The organism is bacterium, assembly GCA_036504735.1.
Lineage (GTDB): Bacteria > Electryoneota > RPQS01 > RPQS01 > RPQS01 > DASXUQ01.
On the sequence record DASXUQ010000019.1, the window covers coordinates 399,380 to 419,456 of the forward strand.

Annotated in this window: 23 protein-coding genes; all 23 read left to right on the top strand. The window is 59.1% G+C overall.

Annotation, left to right across the window (positions count from 1 at the left end; all coding sequences use genetic code 11):
• The first annotated feature begins 1 nt into the window (after window position 1).
• The 23 genes from VGL38_16065 (at window position 2) to VGL38_16175 (ending at window position 20,027) form a co-directional block, all read left to right on the top strand.
• Window positions 2-1,249 (top strand): DUF5723 family protein, encoded by a 1,248-nt coding sequence (locus VGL38_16065; protein ID HEY3296949.1) that lies wholly within the window; start codon window positions 2-4, stop codon window positions 1,247-1,249.
• Between the two features lie 438 nt (window positions 1,250-1,687).
• Complete coding sequence (gene ispG, locus VGL38_16070; protein HEY3296950.1) at window positions 1,688-2,788, top strand: flavodoxin-dependent (E)-4-hydroxy-3-methylbut-2-enyl-diphosphate synthase; 1,101 nt, start codon at window positions 1,688-1,690, stop codon at window positions 2,786-2,788.
• Between the two features lie 151 nt (window positions 2,789-2,939).
• On the top strand, window positions 2,940-3,389 hold the full coding sequence (locus VGL38_16075) for an ester cyclase (protein ID HEY3296951.1): 450 nt from the start codon (window positions 2,940-2,942) through the stop codon (window positions 3,387-3,389).
• 103 nt (window positions 3,390-3,492) lie between these two features.
• Window positions 3,493-3,954, top strand: coding sequence for an ester cyclase (locus VGL38_16080; GenBank protein ID HEY3296952.1), 462 nt, complete (start codon window positions 3,493-3,495; stop codon window positions 3,952-3,954).
• Between the two features lie 101 nt (window positions 3,955-4,055).
• Window positions 4,056-4,490 (top strand): ester cyclase, encoded by a 435-nt coding sequence (locus VGL38_16085; protein HEY3296953.1) that lies wholly within the window; start codon window positions 4,056-4,058, stop codon window positions 4,488-4,490.
• Window positions 4,491-4,643: 153 nt separating this feature from the next.
• Window positions 4,644-5,255, top strand: a complete 612-nt coding sequence (locus VGL38_16090) for a DUF1579 domain-containing protein (protein HEY3296954.1) — start codon at window positions 4,644-4,646, stop codon at window positions 5,253-5,255.
• 84 nt (window positions 5,256-5,339) lie between these two features.
• Complete coding sequence (locus tag VGL38_16095) at window positions 5,340-5,621, top strand: NifU family protein (protein HEY3296955.1); 282 nt, start codon at window positions 5,340-5,342, stop codon at window positions 5,619-5,621.
• A 4-nt stretch (window positions 5,622-5,625) separates the two neighbouring features.
• Window positions 5,626-6,447, top strand: coding sequence for a cytochrome c biogenesis protein ResB (locus tag VGL38_16100; GenBank protein HEY3296956.1), 822 nt, complete (start codon window positions 5,626-5,628; stop codon window positions 6,445-6,447).
• A gap of 8 nt (window positions 6,448-6,455) precedes the next feature.
• On the top strand, window positions 6,456-8,216 hold the full coding sequence (gene ccsA, locus VGL38_16105) for a cytochrome c biogenesis protein CcsA (protein HEY3296957.1): 1,761 nt from the start codon (window positions 6,456-6,458) through the stop codon (window positions 8,214-8,216).
• Window positions 8,213-10,207 carry a 1-deoxy-D-xylulose-5-phosphate synthase gene (gene dxs, locus VGL38_16110; GenBank protein HEY3296958.1) on the top strand — a complete coding sequence of 665 codons (1,995 nt, stop codon included), beginning with the start codon at window positions 8,213-8,215 and terminating at the stop codon, window positions 10,205-10,207. Before ccsA ends, dxs begins: the two co-directional genes overlap by 4 nt.
• A complete protein-coding gene (locus VGL38_16115) occupies window positions 10,204-11,073 on the top strand; it encodes a 4-hydroxy-3-methylbut-2-enyl diphosphate reductase (GenBank protein ID HEY3296959.1) in 870 nt (289 codons plus the stop codon). Before dxs ends, VGL38_16115 begins: the two co-directional genes overlap by 4 nt.
• A gap of 75 nt (window positions 11,074-11,148) precedes the next feature.
• Window positions 11,149-12,069: a lipoyl synthase gene (gene lipA, locus VGL38_16120; protein ID HEY3296960.1), complete on the top strand. Its 921-nt coding sequence runs from the start codon at window positions 11,149-11,151 to the stop codon at window positions 12,067-12,069.
• Complete coding sequence (erpA, locus tag VGL38_16125) at window positions 12,066-12,389, top strand: iron-sulfur cluster insertion protein ErpA (GenBank protein ID HEY3296961.1); 324 nt, start codon at window positions 12,066-12,068, stop codon at window positions 12,387-12,389. Before lipA ends, erpA begins: the two co-directional genes overlap by 4 nt.
• Before the next feature lie 98 nt (window positions 12,390-12,487).
• Window positions 12,488-12,829 (top strand): hypothetical protein, encoded by a 342-nt coding sequence (locus VGL38_16130; GenBank protein HEY3296962.1) that lies wholly within the window; start codon window positions 12,488-12,490, stop codon window positions 12,827-12,829.
• Between the two features lie 31 nt (window positions 12,830-12,860).
• Window positions 12,861-13,187, top strand: coding sequence for a DUF2480 family protein (locus VGL38_16135; GenBank protein ID HEY3296963.1), 327 nt, complete (start codon window positions 12,861-12,863; stop codon window positions 13,185-13,187).
• Between the two features lie 145 nt (window positions 13,188-13,332).
• Entirely contained in the window at window positions 13,333-14,022 is a 690-nt protein-coding gene (locus VGL38_16140) for a MotA/TolQ/ExbB proton channel family protein (GenBank protein ID HEY3296964.1), read from the top strand.
• The gene (locus VGL38_16145) at window positions 14,019-14,450 is read left to right on the top strand and encodes a biopolymer transporter ExbD (protein HEY3296965.1); all 432 of its coding nucleotides are present in this window, start codon (window positions 14,019-14,021) and stop codon (window positions 14,448-14,450) included. Before VGL38_16140 ends, VGL38_16145 begins: the two co-directional genes overlap by 4 nt.
• 4 nt (window positions 14,451-14,454) lie before the next feature.
• Window positions 14,455-15,123, top strand: a complete 669-nt coding sequence (locus VGL38_16150) for a TonB family protein (GenBank protein HEY3296966.1) — start codon at window positions 14,455-14,457, stop codon at window positions 15,121-15,123.
• A gap of 70 nt (window positions 15,124-15,193) precedes the next feature.
• Window positions 15,194-16,522 (top strand): hypothetical protein, encoded by a 1,329-nt coding sequence (locus VGL38_16155; GenBank protein HEY3296967.1) that lies wholly within the window; start codon window positions 15,194-15,196, stop codon window positions 16,520-16,522.
• Between the two features lie 10 nt (window positions 16,523-16,532).
• Window positions 16,533-17,252, top strand: a complete 720-nt coding sequence (locus VGL38_16160) for a glycosyltransferase family 2 protein (protein HEY3296968.1) — start codon at window positions 16,533-16,535, stop codon at window positions 17,250-17,252.
• A 220-nt stretch (window positions 17,253-17,472) separates the two neighbouring features.
• The gene (gene pal / locus VGL38_16165) at window positions 17,473-18,018 is read left to right on the top strand and encodes a peptidoglycan-associated lipoprotein Pal (GenBank protein HEY3296969.1); all 546 of its coding nucleotides are present in this window, start codon (window positions 17,473-17,475) and stop codon (window positions 18,016-18,018) included.
• A gap of 14 nt (window positions 18,019-18,032) precedes the next feature.
• Window positions 18,033-18,818, top strand: a complete 786-nt coding sequence (gene ybgF, locus VGL38_16170) for a tol-pal system protein YbgF (protein ID HEY3296970.1) — start codon at window positions 18,033-18,035, stop codon at window positions 18,816-18,818.
• A gap of 84 nt (window positions 18,819-18,902) precedes the next feature.
• Window positions 18,903-20,027 carry an AI-2E family transporter gene (locus tag VGL38_16175; protein ID HEY3296971.1) on the top strand — a complete coding sequence of 375 codons (1,125 nt, stop codon included), beginning with the start codon at window positions 18,903-18,905 and terminating at the stop codon, window positions 20,025-20,027.
• Window positions 20,028-20,077: the final 50 nt, after the last annotated feature.

Below are 20,077 nucleotides of genomic sequence, written 5' to 3' on the forward strand. Positions count from 1 at the left end.
TATGAAGCGCCTTTTCCTTCTGATGCTGATTCTGCCCGCGGCCCTGTATGCGTCGGGGACCGACTGGGCGACGCACGTCTTCGATCATCGCGGTCCGGGCAGCGCGCTCTCCAATCCGGCCTTTCTGGCCGAAGAGACCCGCACAGCGATGGGGATTCAACTGGCGGGCATTGCGGGGTTCGGGCTCACCGCATCGAACAACAGTTTTTCGGTGGGGTTCTGGAATTCACATATTGCAGGCGATAAGTTCTGGGACAGGTCCGACACGCGGGCCATTCTGGCGCGGATTCCGAGCAGCGGGCTCTCGCTGCAAGCCGACTTCGGCCTGCCGGTACTCGGAGTTCGCTACCGCAATTTTGCCTTCAATGCGGAGGCTCTGGCGACGGTGCACGCCAATGTTCCCAAGTGCGTGGCGGAGATCGCGCTGGTGGGAAGTAAACTGGGAAAGAACTACTCGCTGAATGATCTGATCGGCGAGTCTCTGGCCCTGAGTGATGTCTCGCTCAGCTATGGGCGGATCATTCCGCAGGATTATCTGCCACAGTTGTCGGCGGGATTGGCCTTCCATTACTATCAGGGATTTGCCTACACAGACACACGGCAGTCGACGGCGGGCTTTGTAGTCACTGACCATCTGATTCAGGGCAACGGCAGTTTCCAGAATGTGCTGGCAACCGATGGACGGGGCTTCGGCGCAGATTTGGGTGTGGCGGCGAAGCTCTCCGAAGACGGGCGGTGGAAAGCCGCGCTGGCGGTGCAGCGGATCGGCGCCACGATGAGCTGGAATGTGAAGGAAACCGAAACGGCGCACATGCGGACCAGCATGGCGGGGCTCGATTTCGATTCACTGGATAACAAGGAGTATACGGACCGGGCCTTTGCCAGCGAAGATACAACGATCAAGGGTGGCACGGCAAAACTGCATCTGCCGCTGACGCTCCGGGCTTCGGGTTCCTACCAGCTTTTCCCGAACCTGAGTGTAGCGGGAATTGTGAACGCGCTGACGACAAGCAGTCCATTAGGTCCAGCGGGTATTGAAGCGGGCGCGGCGACCTCCTACTCCCCACTCCGCTGGGCGGCGATTGAAGGCGGCATGTTGTTCGGTGGGCCGCACAGCAGTCTGTTTTCATTCGGTACAGGATTGCGGTTCCGCTATTACGAGCTGGATTTGAACTTCTCTTCGGCGGGCGGGATGTTCACGTCGGCGCACGGCGTGGGAGCATCATTCTCGCAGAGGTTCTATTTCTGAGAGCGGTTTGAAGCGTGCGAGGCTAAGGATACCCGGCGCGACGACCGGAAAACACATTGACGGCAAAGCGCCGCCGCAGACACCATTATGGTTGTTTGCGGCGGCGTCTGTTTTTCGGGGACGGAATAGGGGGACTGTTTTTCGTCCACACCCGGAGGGTGTGGGGTAGGAGTTTTTGTTCGGGCTGCTCCACCCAACATCCCGCTTGGATCTCGACAGATGAGACTCGCGTATACTCACTGTATCCTCTGACCGGCACAGTGCGTCCTTGTGCAGATATTCACAATATCTCAGAGTCAACAAAAACACCTTTGAGACCACTGGAAGGCGGTTGACAATTCAGAGGTTTCTTAGTATATTATCCGAGCAATCCTGACAACCTCTGTCAGATTATAAAGTTTTAACCCATCAGAAATTAGCGGTTTGAAAGTAGAGCCTATGCCTTCCGGGAAGCGGGTGCGGGAAGTCCGCATTGGGTCTGTGACGATTGGCGGCGATCATCCGGTAGCGGTGCAGTCGATGACGCTGACCGACACGCGGGATGTTCAGGCCACTGTGGCGCAGATTCTCCGGCTGGAAGAGGCGGGCTGCGAGATCGCGCGGGTGGCCGTTCCCGATGACGAAGCCGCCGCTGCGCTGGGGGCGATTAAGAAGCAGATTCACATTCCGCTTGTTGCCGATATTCACTTCCATTACAAGCTGGCCTTGAAGGCGATTGACGCCGGTGTGGACAAGATCCGCATCAATCCGGGCAACCTGGGCGGTGAGGACCGCGCCAAAGTGGTGACGCGCGCTGCGCGGGAAGCGGGGATTCCCATGCGGGTGGGCGTGAACAGCGGCTCTTTAGAACGGGATCTGATCGACAAGTACGGCGGGCCGACACCGCAGGGGATGGTGGAATCGGCGCTGCGGCATATTCGTTTTCTGGAAGATGAAGGCTTTTTCAATATTGTGCTGTCGCTGAAGGCGTCGAATGTGCCGCGCATGATTGAAGCCTACACGCTGATGCGCGCGGCCTGCGATTATCCGCTGCATCTGGGTGTAACCGAAGCGGGGCCGCCGTCGGTGGGGACGATCAAGTCGGCCATCGGCATCGGGTATCTTTTGCAGAACGGCATCGGCGAAACATTGCGGGTATCGTTGACCGCCGATCCGGTGGAAGAGGTGCGCGTGGGCTGGGAGATTTTGAAATCGCTGGGGCTGCGGACACGCGGACCGATGCTGGTGAGCTGTCCGATGTGCGGGCGCTGCGAAGTGGACCTGGTGGAACTGGCGACCAAGGTGGAGAAGGCGATTGCCCATCTGAAGAAGCCGCTGCACATTGCGGTGATGGGCTGTGTGGTCAACGGTCCCGGCGAAGCGCGCGAAGCGGACCTGGCGGTGGTGGGCGGCAAGCACAAGGGGATGCTGCTGAAGAGCGGCAAGATTATCGCCACGCTGCCGGAAGATGAATTGATTGCCGCGCTGCTGCTTGAGGCGGATAAGTTTGATGTGAGCGACCGTCCGGCGGGGACGGCGCGGATTGTCGCGGGGGCATAAGGCGCACTCTGCATCCGGCCTTTAACGGCCTGCGTTTATCGGATCCTTACTACACTGCAACACTACCTGCGGCGTGTGCCCGAAGCACACGGTACCTGTTTCTTCACAGACTGCAAACAGAAACGCGGTGTTATCACGAGGAGGCTGATTTATGGCAGGGAACGAGAAGGACAATCTCAAGCAGTTGAAGGACGTGTATGACGGCTTCAACAAGGGCGACCTGGAACGCATGCGCATGACGCTGACGGACAACGCAACGCTGTATTTGGCCGCCATGGACCAGACGTTGAAGGGACCCAGCACGATTATCGACTATTTCCGCCAGTACAAGCAGGCCTTTGATGCTACGATCTCTCCCACGCGGCAGGTTGCGTGTGCGGATCTTGTGCTGAGCGAGTTCGTCGGCAAGGGCATCCACCAGGGGGTGTTCCACAGCCCGAGTGGCGATATTCCGCCGACAGGCAAGACGATTACGATCCCGGTGTGCCACATTTTGCAGTGGAAGGATGGCAAGATTGTGGACATCCACGAGTATTTCGACGCCGCCACGCTGATGTCCCAGTTGGGGATCGGCCTGACGCAAGAGCATCACACCTACTGATTTTCAGGCGCGTCCCGCGGCAGTTACCGCGGGCGCGCGGCACCTTATTTACCGGCGATATGCCTATCCGGCCTGAGTGCACACTGTAATCATGAGGAGATGGATGATGGCAACGGCAGAGAACAAAGACAATGCCAAGCTGGCAAAAGAAGGCTACGACCTCTTTACCAAGGGCGACCTGAACAAGCTGGCACAGCACTTCTCGGACAACGCGACGATGACCTCCATGTCCACGGGAGAGGTGATGAAGGGCCGCAACAATGTGATCGGCTTCATCGGCAACTTCCGCACGGCTTTTCCCGACATGACGCTCGACGTGAAGCGGCAGATAGCCTGCGCCGACGAGGTGGTGACGGAATTCGTCGCCAAGGGAACCCACAAGGGCGTGTTCATGACTCCCAACGGCGACATCCCGCCGACGGGCCGCAAAGTGGAAGTGCCGCTGTGCGAAATTCTCAAGGTCAAGGATGGATTGTTCACGGATTCGCATCTCTATTTCGACACCCTGTCGCTGATGACACAACTGGGTGTGATCAACCTGTCCGAAGAGCGCCACGCGCTCTGAAGGGGCATGACCGGCCTGAAGCGCCGACTGACCGCGCTCCATGCCAGCACATCCTTCGCTCGCGATCAGGCTGATTAACCGAAATATGAGGATATCTATTCATGCCAGCTCACGTCGAAACCGATAACGTCGCCATTTCGAAGGACATTTATGCCATCATCAGCAAGGGCGACCTGAATCAACTGACGAATCTATATGCGCAGAACAGTGTGATGGTGAATATGCCGTGGAATACGACCTTCCGCGGGCGCGACAATGTTTTGAATTACATCCGGATCCTGCGGACCGCTTTTCCGGACATGAAGGTGACCTTAACCCATCAGACGGCGCAGGATGACACGGTGGTGAATGAGTGGCTGCTTAAGGGCACGCATAAGGGCGTGCTCAAGTCCCCGACCGGCGATATCGCGCCGACCAACCGTTCTGTCGAGATCCCCGGCGTGTCCATCTTCGAGATGGAGGATGGGCAGGTGGTGAATATCCGCCAGTACTGGGACATCAACAGTCTGCTGAGGCAGATCGGGCTGGTGTCCTGAGAGGCCGCAGGGCTGCTTAGCAAAACGGCGGCCGCCGCGACTGGATATCGCCTGGTATGGCCGCTTAGGAAGAATCCAACGGGCTTTGCCCGTTGACGATAGTCGAAGAATCGTTCCACCCGCAAATCTCATTTCCGAGAAGGAGAAGTCTCCATGCGTTCTTTCAATCGAATGTTCACCGTCCTGAGCCTCGTACTCGCCCTTGCCGTGTTCGCCGGCGCGCAGACCAAGGAAAAGGCCAAGACTCCGCCCGCCGGCCAGCCCGATATGGCGGCGATGATGGCCGCGATGAAGCCCGGTCCGCAGCATGACGTGCTGAAAATGATGGCAGGCGACTGGGCGATCACCGGTCAATTCTGGATGGATCCGAAGGGCGATCCGATGACGATGAAACCCGGCACGGCGCACAACGAGATGATACTGGACGGACGCTATCTGCAATTCGTGCATCACGGCGAGATGATGGGCATGCCTTATGAAGGCCGCGGCCTGATGGGCTATGACAATTTCAAGAAGGTCTATCAGATGACGTGGATAGACAACATGGGCACGACCATCAGCACGGCCGCCGGGACGGCGGACGCCTCGGGCAAGGTCATTAGTCTGCTGGGCAAGATGGACGATCCTTCTACGGGAAAGAAGGACGAGGACGTGAAGTACGTTTACACGATCAAGGACGACAAGAGCGTGGAGTTCGCCATGTTCCTTGTCACCGGTCCCAAGGACGCCACTAAGATCATGGAAATGATGTACTCCAAGAAGTAGAAATTATCCCGACGCAGCGGGAGGAATAACGCCTCCCGCTGCGCGCGGCAGCTTACAGAACCGGACACGAATCCTAAGGACGGCATGAGTATTAATCCTATCAACCTTCCCGGCGCGGATGCGATCACCGATACCGACCGGACCATGGCGGAAAACGTGAGTAAGATGCTGGCCTCTTTGCAGCCGATTTTTCAGCGCGAAGGCGGCACGGTGAGACTGATTTCCGTGCGCGGCGGTGTGGCACACGTGGAGTTTTCCAGCGAGTCCTGCGACGGCTGCGGCGGCGGAATGGCAGGAATGGAAGGCGGCCTGCGGCTAATGTTGATCGAGCGCGTACCGGGCCTTTCGGAAGTGGTGTTCGAGTAACCGGATGCCCACCTCCCGTACCCTGGACCGGATCTGGCTGTTTTTCGCGTCGGTGAAGGTGACGATTGTGCTGCTGGTGCTGCTGGCGATTGTGATGTCCGTGGGCACCTACGTGGAGACGGCTTATTCCAATGGCGCGGCGCGGGTGCTGGTGTACCGTACGTGGTGGTTCGACGGGCTGGTGGCGTTGCTGGCGCTGAACCTGATTGGCTGCACGCTGCGGCGAGCGCCGTACAAGCCGCACCAGGCGGGATGGATCACAACGCACATTGCGCTGCTGCTGATCATGGCGGCCTCGGTGATTACGCACCGCTTCGGACTGCATGGACAGATGATGATTCCCGAAGGGGACGCGGCCAATGTATATGCCCTCGAGCAGATCGACCGGAAGACGCTGGAGATCGTCAACGGCGAGACACGGCAGTTGCCGTTTTCGCTGCAACTGAAGAAGTTCGACCAGCTCAAATATCCGGGAACGGAGATGACGCGGATGTTCCGCTCGCGGGTGGATGTGTGGGATCCGGCACGCACTGACACGGTGCATTATGACATCGTGCTCAATCATCCGTTAGTGTACGACGGCTACAAGATCAGCCAGGCGTCGTTTGTGGATCTGCCCGATGGACGCCGGGCGACGGTGCTGGGGATTGCCACCGATCCGGGAATTATTCTGATGTATTTCGGCGGCGGGCTGCTGGTGCTGGGCATGGCAGGCATTTTCTATTTGAAACCTTATCTGAAGCGCAGATTTCCGCCCAACGCGGCGCGGCCACAGGCACCCCAGCGGGAGACCGCCGCATCTTCGCCCGACGCCTCAAACATATGAGCAGTTCCTTGAACCGATATTTTGCGATTATTCTTGGGTTTATTTTTGCGGCAGCCGCCTATGGCGAGTCATCGACTCCGGCGGAATTGAAGGGGTTTGACTGGAATCTGGCCGGGCAAATTGCGGTGCAGGCCAATGGCCGCATTAAGCCGCTGGATTCCTTCGCGCGGGAAACGGTCAGCGCGATTTGCGGCAAGGCCTCCTATGAGGGACAGCATCCGGTGGAGACGTATTTCCGCTGGATGTCGGACGGGGATTACTGGCACGGCCAGCCGCTGCTGTATTTGCCCAAGGGCAAGCTGCGCAGCGAACTCAAGCTCGAGGATCATACGGGGAGCCGCTTTTCCTTTGCGGAAATGCAGGACGCGCGCGAGCTGATGACGCTGGCGATGGCGGGAGAGGACGCGCGAGCGGCGGGCGGAAAGGCGTCGTTTGTGCAGACCAAGGCGGCGGAATTTCTCGATCACATGAACGTGCTGAGCGGCGTGTTTACGCACGAGGCTCCGCTGTTTGTTCCGGCGGCGGCGTCGGCAGACGGAGAGAACACGTGGCGCTCCATGCCCGGTGTGGTGGCGATGTTCAGCGATTCGGCGCTGCTGGATTCCAATTCAAAGACGGTATCGGACACGCTGCAAACACTGACCCTGGCGTGGGCGGGACTGTACAACTCGGTGCGGGAGAACCGTGGGGACATCTTCAACATTTCGGCCAGGATGTTTGCCGAGGTGCAGCAGAAGATGCTGCCGCAGCCGGTGGTGTTCAGCAAGCTGGCGTGGGAGTATTGGTACAACCGGTTGAAACCGTTCTGGTGGGCGCGGCTGCTGCTGGCGCTGGGTTTTGCGGGTTTCTTGTTCAGTCTGCGGCAGGGGTATGAGCGCTTCAAGACGGCGGGGCTGATGGGGCTGGCGGCGGGATTTGTGCTGTACACCGCCGGAATGGCGATGCGGGCGTATGTGTCGGGCCGCGCACCGTGGACCAACATGTACGAATCGCTGCTGGCCATTGGCTGGGCGGTGGTGCTGATTTCGATGCTTTATGAATTGGCGAAGCGCGAGCGGATCTTCGGCATGGTGGGTGGGATTCTGGGCGCGGTGATTTTGACGATTGCCCAGGCAGCGGCGCTGGATCGCGGCATTAACGTGCTGGTGCCGGCGCTGCAAAGTTACTGGTTGAACTACCATGTGATTATCACACTCTCGGGCTATGCCTGTTTTGCGATTGCGATGGGCATCGGTCATGGCGTGCTGATCAGCGGTGTGAGATCGAAGGGTGAAGTAACACCGTCGCTGTCCAAGTTGACGAAGGCGAATTTGCGGATTATTCAGGTCGGCACATTGCTTTTGGTGACGGGAATTCTGCTGGGCGCGGTGTGGGCCAATGTGAGCTGGGGGCGGTTCTGGGGTTGGGATCCGAAGGAGACGTGGGCGCTGATCTGCTGGTTTGTCTACATTGCGCTGCTGCACGGGCGGAGCGCGGGCTGGCTGGGCTGGCGGGGACTGGCGGCGTATTCGGTGGGCGCGTTTCCGATTGTGATCATGACCTATTACGGCGTGAACTATTATCTTTCCGGACTGCACAGTTACGGCGCGGGGACGGCTCCCGGCGTGCCGTGGCAGATTCTGGCGTACATGGTTGTGGAAGGAGCGTTTCTGTTCTGGGCGCTCGGCCAACTGCGCGGCAAAGTACCCGTTCGCGCCAAGAAGACCCGGCCCGTTGTGGCGGACGAGGTCACGGGGCTGAATACCAAGTCAACTGAGGTTTCATCGTGAACCCCACGAAACCCGTTCCATCGGATTCGACAGTCCTTCTGCCGGTACTGCCCCGGGTATTGTGCCCGGCGGACCTGCGCAGTCTCAGCATGGAAGAGTTGGAATTGCTCTGCACGGAACTGCGCAAGGAATTGTGGGATACCATTACGGCGGTGGGCGGCCATCTGGCGGCGTCGCTGGGCGTGGTGGAACTGACCGTGGCGTTGCATTCGGTGTACAACACTCCGGTGGACAAACTGGTGTGGGACGTGGGGCATCAGGGGTATATTCACAAGATTTTGACGGGTCGCCGCGAGCGGCTGAATACTATTCGCCAGCATCACGGGCTTTCGGGATTTTTGAAGCCGGGCGAAAGCGAATACGATACGTTTGGCGCGGGACATGCGTCGACCTCCATCAGCGCGGCCTACGGCATGGCGGTGGCGCGCGACATGAAGGGCGAAGATCACAGCGTGGTGGCGATCATCGGCGACGGCGGCATCACCGGCGGTCTGGCCTATGAAGCCTTGAATAACGCGGGATGTTCGGGACGGGACATTACCGTGGTGCTGAACGACAACGGCATGTCCATCTCGCCGAATGTGGGATCGGTGAAGTATTTTCTGGCGAAGATGGAAACCAACCCGCGGTTGTCGAAGCTCAAGGATGAGCTGTGGCTGATGATGGGCAACGCACCGATTGGCTCGAGCGCCATGCGGCGGCTGGCGCACAAGGCGGAGCGCGCACTCAAGCAGGCGGTCGCGCCGGGGATGCTGTTCGAGGAATTCGGATTTCAGTATTTCGGACCGTTCGACGGGCACAATCTGCGCGAACTGGTGGAGATCTTCTCCAACGTCAAGACCGCGCACAAGCATCCGGCGATTGTGCACGTGCTGACCACCAAGGGCAAGGGCTACGAGGTGGCCGAAGCGGATCCCGTGAAGTACCACGGAGTGAAGGGCATTCCGGTGCCGGTGAAGGTGGAACCCAAACCCGCGCCATCGGTGCAGGCGCCGACGCTGCCGTACACGGACGTGTTCGGGGAAGCGATGATTCAGGAGACCGAGCGGCGCAGCGACGTGGTGGTGATTACCGCCGCGATGAAAGAGGGCACGGGACTGGTCAAGTACAGCGCGGCATTTCCCGATCATTTCTTTGACGTGGGCATCGCCGAAGGCCATGCCGTGACCTTTGCGGCGGGAATGGCCGCGTCGGGGATGAAACCAGTGGCGGCGATTTATTCGACATTTTTGCAGCGGGCCTACGATCATATTCTGCATGACTGCGCGATTCAGAATCTGCCGGTGCTGTTCTGCCTGGACCGCGCGGGACTGGTGGGAGAGGACGGACCGACGCATCACGGGTGCTTTGATCTTTCCTACCTGTCCTCGATTCCCGGGATGGTGGTGAGCGCGCCGCGGTCGGGACAGGAATTGCGCAATCTGATCCGCACGGGATTGGAATACAAGGACGGCCCGTTTGCGGTGCGGTATCCGCGCGACAAGGCTCCCGATGTGATCGACTGGACGTCTGAGCCGGACGTGTTGCCCATCGGCAAGTGGGAAGTGTTGCGCGAAGGGCGTAAGCTGGCCGTACTGGCGGTAGGAACGATGGTGGAAACGGCGCGGCGGGCGATTGCGTCCGAAGAGATGGCTGTAACGCTGGTGAACTGCCGCTTTGTCAAACCGATGGATGAAGAGATGCTGCGCACGATCATGGCATCGCACGAGCAGATTCTGACCATTGAAGAGGGTACGGTGATCGGCGGATTCGGGTCGAGCGTGGCGCTGTACATGCAGGAGCACGGCTGCACCAACGGTTTTGCGGCGCTGCATCTGCCGGATGAATTTGTGGAGCACGGTGCGCGGGATACGCTGCTGGAAACCTGCGGGCTGACCGACCGGCAGCTTGCCGAAGCCATCGGCACATTGCTGCGCGGCGAGCCGCTGGTCAACACGGCGGCGATTCTGGCGGCGACGGCGCGGAAGATGCATGGCGGGGGAACGAAGTGAAGGTGTTGATTGATCCCCGCGCGGGATTCTGCGGCGGAGTACGCCGCGTGGTAAAGATGGCCGAGCAGCAGATTGCCGAAACGGGCGAGCCGCTGGTGAGCCTCGGCGACGTGATCCATAACGAAGTGGAGATCGGGCGGCTGAAGGAACTGGGGCTGTCCGGCACCAGCCACGACGTGCTGGAAGGATCATCCAACGGGACGAAGAAGCTGCTGATCCGCGCGCATGGCGAGCCGCCGGAGACTTATGACAAGGCGCAGAAGCTGGGGATCGAAATTATCGACGGCACCTGCCCGGTGGTGACACGCTCGCAGACGATTGCGCGGACGCATTATCTGGCGGGCGAGCAGGTGGTGATTGTGGGCAAGCCGCATCATCCCGAGACTATCGGCATCATCGGCCACTGCGACCATCAGGCGCAGGTGGTCTATGCGAAGAGCGACGTCGAGCAGCTTGATCCTTCCCGCAAGACCTTTGTGCTGGCGCAGACCACGGTAGCGCGTCCGTGGTTTCAGGAGCGGATCGACTGGATCAAGGAACGCTGCGCGAGCGTTGAGGTGCAGGTGGAGAATACACTGTGCCGGTTTGTGGTGGGGCGCGACCGGGACTTGGAGAAGTTTGCCGCCGAGGTGAATGTGCTGATCATGGTGGGCGGCACCAAGAGTTCGAACACCAAAGTTTTGTATGACGTCTGCCGCAAGGTGAACCCGAGATCGTATCTGGTGGTCACCGAGGCGGAGATCGACGTCGGGTGGTTCCGGAGCGAGGATGTGATCGGTGTGACCGGTTCGGCGTCCACCCCGCACTGGCTGTTGGAACACGTGCGGGATTTCATCGCCGAAAAGACCGGCGCTTTGTTGGGCTGACACGGATGAATGGAGTAGTTTGCGGCGCGCGGGGTAAGAACACCTTGCGTGGCGAGGCAGAAAGTAACGAAGAACATGGCTATTGTTGAGAGGGATTCCGTTCCACAGACGGAACGGAATGACCATACGGAAACGGCGCCGCGCAAGCCGGAATGGCTGAAGGTGCGGATGTCCTCGGATGCCTCGTATCACGAGGTGCGCACATTGATGGAAGGCTCGCAGCTTAATACGGTCTGCGAGGAGGCCCGCTGCCCCAACCGGGGGGAATGCTGGAGCCGGGGAACGGCGACGATTATGATTATGGGCGACACCTGCACGCGGTCCTGCGGGTTCTGCAACGTGAAAACGGGCAGGCCGCTGCCGCTGGATCCGGGTGAGCCGCGACGGGTGGCAGAAGCGATCCGGACTCTCAAGCTGAAGTACGCGGTGATCACATCGGTGGACCGCGACGAACTGGCCGATGGCGGCGCGGGGCACTTCGCCGAAACGATTCGCGTTGTTCATGAGTTGAATCCACAGTGCAAAGTGGAAGTGCTGACGCCGGACTTCAAGGGCAGCGAGTCCAGCTTGAAGCTGGTGTGCGAGGCTAAACCCGAAGTGTTCGCGCATAATATGGAGACGGTGTCACGGCTGCACGTGACGGTCAGGCCGCAGGCCAAGTACTGGCGCAGCTTGCAGGTTTTGGGGCGCGCGCGGAAGCTGGGCATGACGGTAAAATCCGGCATCATGGTGGGTCTTGGTGAGACCAAAGACGAAGTGGTGCAGGTGATGCGGGACGTGGCGGACGCGGGGGGCGAACTGTTTACGATTGGACAGTATTTGCAGCCGTCTCCGAAGCATCTGCCGGTGTTGGAGTTTATTCATCCGGACGTCTATCTTGAATATAAGCATCTGGGGGAATCCGTCGGATTAAGGCACGTGCAGGCGGGCGCGATGGTGCGCAGCTCGTACCGTGCGGAAACACAGCAAGCGATCTTGAGGAGTAGTAATTTATGATTACATTGACGGCGACCGCGACAGCCAAAGTGCGCGAAATTATGACGAAGGAATCGAAATCCGATTGGAAGCTGCGGATGGGTGTGCGCGGCGGCGGCTGCAGCGGCATGAAGTATGTCCTGGGGTTTGATTCGGAGAGCCGCGAGGAAGACCAGGAGTTCACGCAGGACGGCATCACGCTGGTGTGCGACACGCGGAGCTATCTCTATCTGAACGGTACGGAGATAGATTTTGAGGATGGGCTGAACGGTTCGGGATTTGTGTTTCGCAATCCCAACGCCGCGAAGAGCTGCGGCTGCGGCCAGAGTTTCTCCGGCTAAGCCAACCCGCCTGCCATTGTGATGGTAGATATTCCGCAAGCGGGTCTCTCTTCGGAGGATCCGCTTTGTTTTATGCGTAGATACGGAACTCTAACGCCATGACACCAATTAAAAGAATAACGGTTGATGTCACACCGGAGAATGTCTGGTTTGTCGAACGGTATCTGAACGTGTTCGACTTTGCGGATATTTTTCCGGAAGATGCCTTCTCCATCGGCAGCGGCAAAGGGAATCCGGTCACTTTGCATACTGACCTTGGATTTGACATCGTGACGGATATTGACCAGACCAAGATGCAGATCCGCAATCGCTCGCGGTTTCACGGCTGGATGCGCTGGACAGGCGAGAAGGCGTTGCGCGTGGGCGACCGGATTGTCATCGAGAAGTTGGGCGAGAGGGACTATTCCCTCCAGTTTGAGAGTAGTAGTAATGGCAATTAATGGCTGAAGACCGGAGATATGAGACGTGAAGATGGAGAATCGACTACAGAGCCGCACAACGGACCTGACCCCAGGGCCTTTGCCCGCAGAGCACATTGCCGCCAATCTGCTGCGATTTCCGCTTGAAGACATGCTGGGTCCGGGAATGGTGCGGGAAAAGGATTTCCGCACCAAGCTGAAGGGCATCGATTGGGAGGCCTACCGTGGCCGCCCGGTGCTGGTGCCGTGGATTCATAACCAGGAAATCCCGGTTTGGGTTTATTTGATGGTGGTGGCGCGGTTGTCGGGAGTGGCGTCGGTGCTATCCTTCGGAGAGGCATGCAGCCCCACAGTTTTGCTTAAAAACCGTCCCAGTTGAAGGGGTTTTTAAGCTGGTTAATTTAATGCAACTTGACAATTTGCGGGTAAACACGTATATTTCGATTGCTGTACCATATGACGGAAGATGGATAAAGATCCGCCTATAGTGAGTAAGAGCAACATTTCTCTAAGGATAGATCAAGATGACGCCCGGCGGAGGCAGTTTCTGGGATCTGGTGCAGGTCGCCTCTCCCTTTGCAAAGTTTATTCTGGCCGTTTTGGCCGTGATGTCGGTGGTTTCCTGGACCATCATCATTGACAAATTCCTGTTGATCGCGCGGGTGCGTTCGGCCAACAAAGGCATGGCGCGTTACCGGTGGTCAACCTTTGATCCGCGGGCGCTCAGCAGTGAAGCGCGGCGCTATCCGCAGTCGTTTATGTCGCGCGCGTACATGTTTGTCCACCGGGACATCATCGAGCGCGGCGGCGAGGGGGCGATGGATGGGGAATTGATCGGCCGGGAGTTTGCCCGCTCGGTGGCGGAAGAACTCAACCGCGCCGAGCGGTTTCTGCCGTTTTTGGCCACATGCAGTTCGGCGGGTCCGTTTCTGGGGCTGCTGGGCACGGTGTGGGGAATTATCACCGCCTTTCAGCGGATCGGCGTGTGGGGCAGCGCCAACATCGCGGTAGTGGCACCGGGTATTGCCGAGGCGCTGATTGCCACGGCGGTGGGCCTGTTTTCGGCTATTCCCGCGCTGGTGGCGTACAATTTCTTTTCGAACTGGCTGCGCAAGGAAGCGGAGCGCGCCGAAGAGTTCGGCAGTGATCTGGCCTTTGCGGTGGATCGCTATGCGAAGGGCAAGCAGTCCGCCGGTTCGCGGGTGATCCCATGATTCCGCGTCCCAAGGTCAAGATTCCTTATCGTCCGATTCCGGACATCAACGTGACGTCCCTCGTGGACATCACGATGGTGCTGCTGATTGTGTTCATGGTGGCGGCGCCGATCATGAAGAGTTCGCTGGATATCGCCGTGCCGCAGGCGGCCACCGCGCAGTCGACGGACAAGGAAGGCGTGACGATTGTCATCCAGAAGAACGGGACGATCACCATCGACGATACGCCGGTGGATGAGTCCAGCTTCGACGTGTCCTTCAAGCAGATCTACTCCAGCAATGCCGGGGAACCGGTGTTTCTGAAGGCGGACGGCGATGTGCCGTACTCCAAGGTGCTGAATGTGATCGACGTGTTGCGGCAGGACAGCGTGTTGAATCTCGGCCTGGTGGCAGAGCCGAAGCAGTCGCAGCACGGTCGCCGGAGGTAATGCATTGCGCGGGTCGTTTTTCGCCTCGCTCGGCCTGCATGCGCTGGCCGTAGCGGTGATGATTTGGGCCAGCATGGCCAGCGAGCCCAAAGCCAAGGCGCTTCCATCGGCAACCGTGGTGAAGCTGATCAAGCCGCAGGGACTGCCCTTGCCGCGCGGCAATCCGGTGGCTCCGCCGCAGGGCGAAGGTTCGCCGGACGAGCGGCCCATGCAGTTTCCCAAGGTCGACAAGACCAAGAAGCCAGTGCCGCCGCCCGAAGAGCCGCCCTCCAAGACGGTTCCCAAACTGCCGACACAGCCGCAGAATCCTTCCAAGCACCCGGGCATGCCCAACGGCAAAGAAGTTTCGGGGCCGGCGGGGACGATTGTGGTCGGCAACGGCTTCGACTACGATTACTATCTAGCGGTGATCCAGACCAAGATTTCCCAGAACTTCCGTCCACCTCCGGGCGTTCGTGCCCAGTCGCTGGCGAGCATGACCTTTACCATTATGAAGGGCGGCGACATTTCCAACGTAAAGTTGGCACAGTCGTCGGGCAACCTGCTCATCGATCAGGCTGCCGAGCGGGCGATCCGGGCTGCGGGACACTTCCCTCCTCTTCCATCGCAGTATGATCAGGGCCGGTTGGACATCTATTTTGAATTCGTCATCAATCCGAGTACCGGCAGATAAGATGCCGGTGATATTCCGAATGTTCTTTGAAAAAACGTCCCTGCGGCTTTGGTGTGCGCTGACATGTGCAATGTTACTCATGGCAGCGGGAGCATCGGCCCAGATGGATACCTTGCGGACCCGCGTAAATGCGGTGAGCCGCGCGCCGATTTGTGTGATGCCGTTCCACGCGAGACAGGACAGCGCCTTTGCCGGGCAGTTGCCGGCTTCCCTGCGGGGAATTATTGACGGGGATCTGGCGTACTCCGGTTACTTCAACGTGATTGAGCCACAGGACCTGCCGCCGGACACGATTCTGCAAGTGCGGAAGATCGGCTCCAAGTGGGACACGCTGCGCACGTTTTCCGGTTCGACCGCGATACGGGTGCAGGGCACGGTATCGTCGGATTGGAATGGCGCATCGGCCAGCATTGCGATTTTTCAGCCGCCGATTAACGCGCCGATCCACAGCAAGGATTTTACCTTCAAGTCCGAAGATATGCGCGGCGCCGGGCATCAGATCGCGGCGTGGATCACGAAGATGATTGCCGGCGAGAACGGCAGCTTCGGGTCCAGGATTGTGTTTGCGGTGCGCGCGGGCGGGGGAAAGAATTTGTGGATTATGGACTGGGATGGGGCCAATCCGCATCCGCTGACCAGTGACAATACGGTGAACATGTCTCCGACGTGGACGCCGGACGGGAGCGCACTGATCTTCACGTCGTTCCGTGGGGGCAACGCGTGCCTTTACAAGTATGCTCTTGGCTCGGGTCATATTTCGCCGTTTGTGGTGCAGTCCGGGGTTACCAGCGCCGCTTCGGTTTCGCCCGACGGTGAATGGGTGGCTTATTCGGCATCGACCGGCGGGAATCAGGAAATTTTCCGCTGCCGTCTTGACGGGAGCAGCCGGACGCAGCTTACCTTCAGCTACGGCATCGACACGTCGCCGAGCTGGGCACCGACCTCGCGTGAACTGGTTTTTACGTCGGACCGCACCGGCGATCCACAGGTCTACCGGATGGACGTGGACGGAGCCAACGTGCAGCGTTTGACGATGGCCGGCAATTACAACGAGACCGGCCGCTGGTCACCGCGCGGCGACTTGATTGCCTTTGCCAGCCGCGAAATCGGCTTTCAGATTTTTACCCTTGCTCCGGATGGTTCGAACGAGCGGCGGATTACGGGTGACGCGGCCAGCGCGACCGGCGCGTGGGCACTCGATCCGAGCTGGTCACCGGATGGCATGAAGCTGGCGTTCACCGTGACGCAGAGCGGCAAGTCATCGATCTGGACCTGCAACTGGGACGGCAGCAACCCCAGGCAGTTGACCTTTGGGATGGACGCGGCTCAGCCGCAGTTTGGTCCGGCGGCGGCGCTCGCCGACAGCGCCTCATCCACCGTAGGAGAGCGCGGCCACTGAGCGCGGGATCATGACGCAGGAACGCATTTTAGTTTGCACTCCCACGCTCCACCGCTGGGCGGGAGACCATCGCGTGGACAATCTGGAACGCACCATTCAGGCGGTGCGCAGCCAGACCTACGGCACTATCGAGCACATTGTAGTAAAGGCGCAGTGCAATCAGGGGGCAGATTGTCCACTGTGCGAGGAGACGCGGGAACTGGCCGCACGCTATGCGCTGCCGGATGGACGTTTCCGCTTGATCGAACTTTCGGAACCGGGTGACCGGTTCGGGTACGTGGGGCGCAACCTGGCGATTCAGACATCCGATGCTCCGCTGATTGCTTATCTGGACGATGACAACTGGTGGGAGCCGAATCACCTGGAGTCGCTGGTTGCGGCGATGAAGAAGAGCGGAGCATCGTTTGCTTACAGCGCCTCGCGCGTCCGCAGTGCGGAAGGCAAACTGCTGCTGAAACGCATTTCGCCGAAGCCTTATTTCACCGGCATCGACCTCAATGAGTATCTGCACAAGCGGGAGCTGATTGAGAAATACGGCTTCTGGAATTTGACCTACAATGCCGACTGGGAAGCCGTGGAGAACTGGCTGAAGCACGGCGAGAAAATCGTAACGTCCGGCATAATGACCTCCAACTACACGCTGAAGCCGGGCGCTAAGGCCATCAGTCTGTACTTCTATTCCTACTACAAGCACAAGGTGCTGAAGACGCTGGGAAAGAGGGGAATCTGAACCGAAGGATGAAGGCGGAGGGATGAAGGAATACGGATCTCCTTCGCGTTTATCGACACTGGAGGGCACGGCACACAGGTTCGCATCGGCGAACAACACGACTTTCCTAAGAGAGGCTTAATACAATCCCCGGCATCGGGCTACCGCGAGGGCTGGGTACACATAGATCGTGGCGTAAACCATCATTAGCCCTATCCAAACCATATTTCGTGGAGAGAACATGACAAAGCAATTCCGAAATCGTGCACTGCCCATCGTGGCAGTTCTGATCATCGCCCTGGCGTTCGCCGCCACGGGCTGCAAGAAGCATGCGCCGAAGGAAGCCCCGCCTCCTCCCCCGCCGCCGAAGGTTGAGACCGTAACCCCGCCGCCGCCGCCGCCGGACACGACAGGTCAGGCCGAGCGCGAGATGCGGGCCGCCATGGAAGCTGACAGAGGCCGTATCCAGTCCGTTTATTTCGATTTTGACAAGAGCGACATCCGCGCCGACCAGCGTACGTCGGTCTCCACGGATGCAGACATTTTCCGCAAGTGGACGCAGTGGCAGGTTGTCGTTGAAGGCAACTGCGATGAGCGTGGCACCGCGGAGTACAACCTTGCGCTGGGCGAGCGTCGTGCGACAGCCGGCAAGAACGCCCTCGTCGCCGCCGGTGTAGATGCAGCTCGCGTCAGCACCGTCAGCTACGGCAAGGAACGCCCGACCGATCCGGGTCACACTGAAGCGGCATGGTCCAAGAACCGCCGCGACGATTTCAAGGTTAAATAGTCTACACCGATCACATGGCCTATTTTCTCGATCAGCGGTTCGGCGGAAAGCTCCGGCTTTCCGCCGGCCGCCTGACGGGCCTCTTCCTGCTGGGCGCTCTGGTCCTTCTGGCCGGTTGCGCCTCCCGCAAGCAAGCACTCCTATTGCAGGAAGATACCGCCTACATCCGCGCCAGCGTGGATTCCGTTAAACAGCAGCAGGCTCTTCAGCAGCGGACCCTCGATTCCCTGCGGGCACAGATGCTTGCGATGAGCACCAATTCCGAGTATGGTTCCAGCGCTCTGCGGGAGCGGATGGAACGGATTACCGCGCAGTTCGATCAACTGGTCACCCGGTTGAACCGGACGCTGGCGCCGTTGGAAGAATATCTGCGGCGGCAAGTGCCGGCGGACACGGGCAAGGCCGGAGCCGGCGGCGGCATGGGCACGGACTATTTCGATGCGGCGCAGCGCGACCTGACCATGGGCAACTATGATCTGGCGGAAGTGGGATTCCTGCAATTCCTCGAGAACTATCCGACCAGCGATCTGGCGGACGATGCCCGCTATGGATTGGCTGAGACGTATTATACCCGCAAGCGGTATGATGAAGCGATTCAGGAATACCAGCAGGTGTTGACCAAGGATCCGAAGAGCGCCAAGGCTCCCGCGTCCATGCTCAAGATCGGCCTGTGCTACCGCAATGAGGGCAACAACCGTGAAGCCCGCAAGGTGTGGCAGAGTCTGATCACCAAATATCCCTTTGCCGACGAAGCCAAGGCGGCACAGCAGCGGCTGGACGAGATCAAAGGTAAGAAGTGAGGGCGTCGATCCCCTTCGGTATGTGTGGCCCTGTCGTTTATTTTTTGGCGATGGGGTTTTTCTTTTGTAACAGGGAGCATCTCCATGGCGATGATTGAAGGCATGCCGCCGGTGGTTGAGAACGGCGCCGACGTCCAGAAGCACCAGCGGTCGTTTATCATTTCGCTGACGGTTGTGCTGCTGGTCGTGTTTCTGATCATGGTGCGCGATCTTCTGATCGGCGTCATCCTTGGCATCATGCTTTGGACTATGACCCGCAAGGGGTATCAGCGGATCCTCAAGCGCGTGCGCAAGCCCGGCGGGGCAGCAGGCCTGGCGCTGCTCGGCACGCTGCTGGTGATCATCATCCCGATCACGATTCTGCTGGCACTGGCGGCGGCGGATGCGTCGACGATGGCCGACACTCTGCAGAAGTGGTTCGAGCCGTCGCGGCAGCTTTTGCAGCAGCAACTGGACATACTGAGCCGGGGAAACAGCCTGGCGATTTTCGGGTATGAATTCTCCGCGCAGGATATTGCACAGAGAATCGAGGCCTTGTCCGGACAGGTCGGCACATTGCTGATCACAGTTCTGCAGAAGGCGGCTGGAGGAATTTTTCACGGTGGACTGCTGCTGTTTGTCACGCTGTACACTCTGTATTTCTTTTATGTGGATGGACCCGCGTTTATCGGGTGGCTCAAGCGGATGCTGCCGCTCCATCCGGATCAGTCGGAGCGGCTGATTCACGATTTTTTGGCAACGGCGGAGAGTTCGCTGACGACGCTGGTCGTGATTGGCGCAGTGCAGGGGACACTGGGAGGACTTGGATTCTGGGCGGTGGGAGTTCCTTCGCCCTTTTTCTGGGGTGTGATGATCGCGTTCGCATCGGCGATTCCGGCGGTGGGGGCGCAGATTATTCTGATTCCCGCGGCGGTGATTGTCATGCTGGTGGGGCATTTGTGGCTGGGGATCGGACTGCTGGCCTGGGGCTGGGGCGTGATTGGCCATGTGGATAATGTGTTGCGGCCCTATCTGGTGAAGCGGGCGATCAATCTGCATCAATTGCTTGTGCTCATCAGCACGCTGGGGGGTATTGCCATGTTCGGCTTCTGGGGGGTAATCCTCGGTCCGGTCATCGCGTCGCTGCTCAAGGCAACGCTTGATATGTATGCGGAGATTTACAAGAAAGCCCCACCGGAAGACAAGGCCAATTCTGTGCAGCAGATATAGTACGGGGCGGTTGCTACCGAAAAATGTAAAGCCCGGTCTGATGATCAGAC

Coding starts and splice junctions, on each gene's coding strand:
- VGL38_16065 (HEY3296949.1), top strand. CDS start 2: ATGAAGCGCCTTTTCCTTCTGATGCTGATTCTGCCCGCGGCCCTGTAT.
- ispG (HEY3296950.1), top strand. CDS start 1,688: ATGCCTTCCGGGAAGCGGGTGCGGGAAGTCCGCATTGGGTCTGTGACG.
- VGL38_16075 (HEY3296951.1), top strand. CDS start 2,940: ATGGCAGGGAACGAGAAGGACAATCTCAAGCAGTTGAAGGACGTGTAT.
- VGL38_16080 (HEY3296952.1), top strand. CDS start 3,493: ATGATGGCAACGGCAGAGAACAAAGACAATGCCAAGCTGGCAAAAGAA.
- VGL38_16085 (HEY3296953.1), top strand. CDS start 4,056: ATGCCAGCTCACGTCGAAACCGATAACGTCGCCATTTCGAAGGACATT.
- VGL38_16090 (HEY3296954.1), top strand. CDS start 4,644: ATGCGTTCTTTCAATCGAATGTTCACCGTCCTGAGCCTCGTACTCGCC.
- VGL38_16095 (HEY3296955.1), top strand. CDS start 5,340: ATGAGTATTAATCCTATCAACCTTCCCGGCGCGGATGCGATCACCGAT.
- VGL38_16100 (HEY3296956.1), top strand. CDS start 5,626: ATGCCCACCTCCCGTACCCTGGACCGGATCTGGCTGTTTTTCGCGTCG.
- lipA (HEY3296960.1), top strand. CDS start 11,149: ATGGCTATTGTTGAGAGGGATTCCGTTCCACAGACGGAACGGAATGAC.
- erpA (HEY3296961.1), top strand. CDS start 12,066: ATGATTACATTGACGGCGACCGCGACAGCCAAAGTGCGCGAAATTATG.
- VGL38_16130 (HEY3296962.1), top strand. CDS start 12,488: ATGACACCAATTAAAAGAATAACGGTTGATGTCACACCGGAGAATGTC.
- VGL38_16135 (HEY3296963.1), top strand. CDS start 12,861: ATGGAGAATCGACTACAGAGCCGCACAACGGACCTGACCCCAGGGCCT.
- VGL38_16140 (HEY3296964.1), top strand. CDS start 13,333: ATGACGCCCGGCGGAGGCAGTTTCTGGGATCTGGTGCAGGTCGCCTCT.
- VGL38_16145 (HEY3296965.1), top strand. CDS start 14,019: ATGATTCCGCGTCCCAAGGTCAAGATTCCTTATCGTCCGATTCCGGAC.
- VGL38_16155 (HEY3296967.1), top strand. CDS start 15,194: ATGTTACTCATGGCAGCGGGAGCATCGGCCCAGATGGATACCTTGCGG.
- VGL38_16160 (HEY3296968.1), top strand. CDS start 16,533: ATGACGCAGGAACGCATTTTAGTTTGCACTCCCACGCTCCACCGCTGG.
- pal (HEY3296969.1), top strand. CDS start 17,473: ATGACAAAGCAATTCCGAAATCGTGCACTGCCCATCGTGGCAGTTCTG.
- ybgF (HEY3296970.1), top strand. CDS start 18,033: ATGGCCTATTTTCTCGATCAGCGGTTCGGCGGAAAGCTCCGGCTTTCC.
- VGL38_16175 (HEY3296971.1), top strand. CDS start 18,903: ATGGCGATGATTGAAGGCATGCCGCCGGTGGTTGAGAACGGCGCCGAC.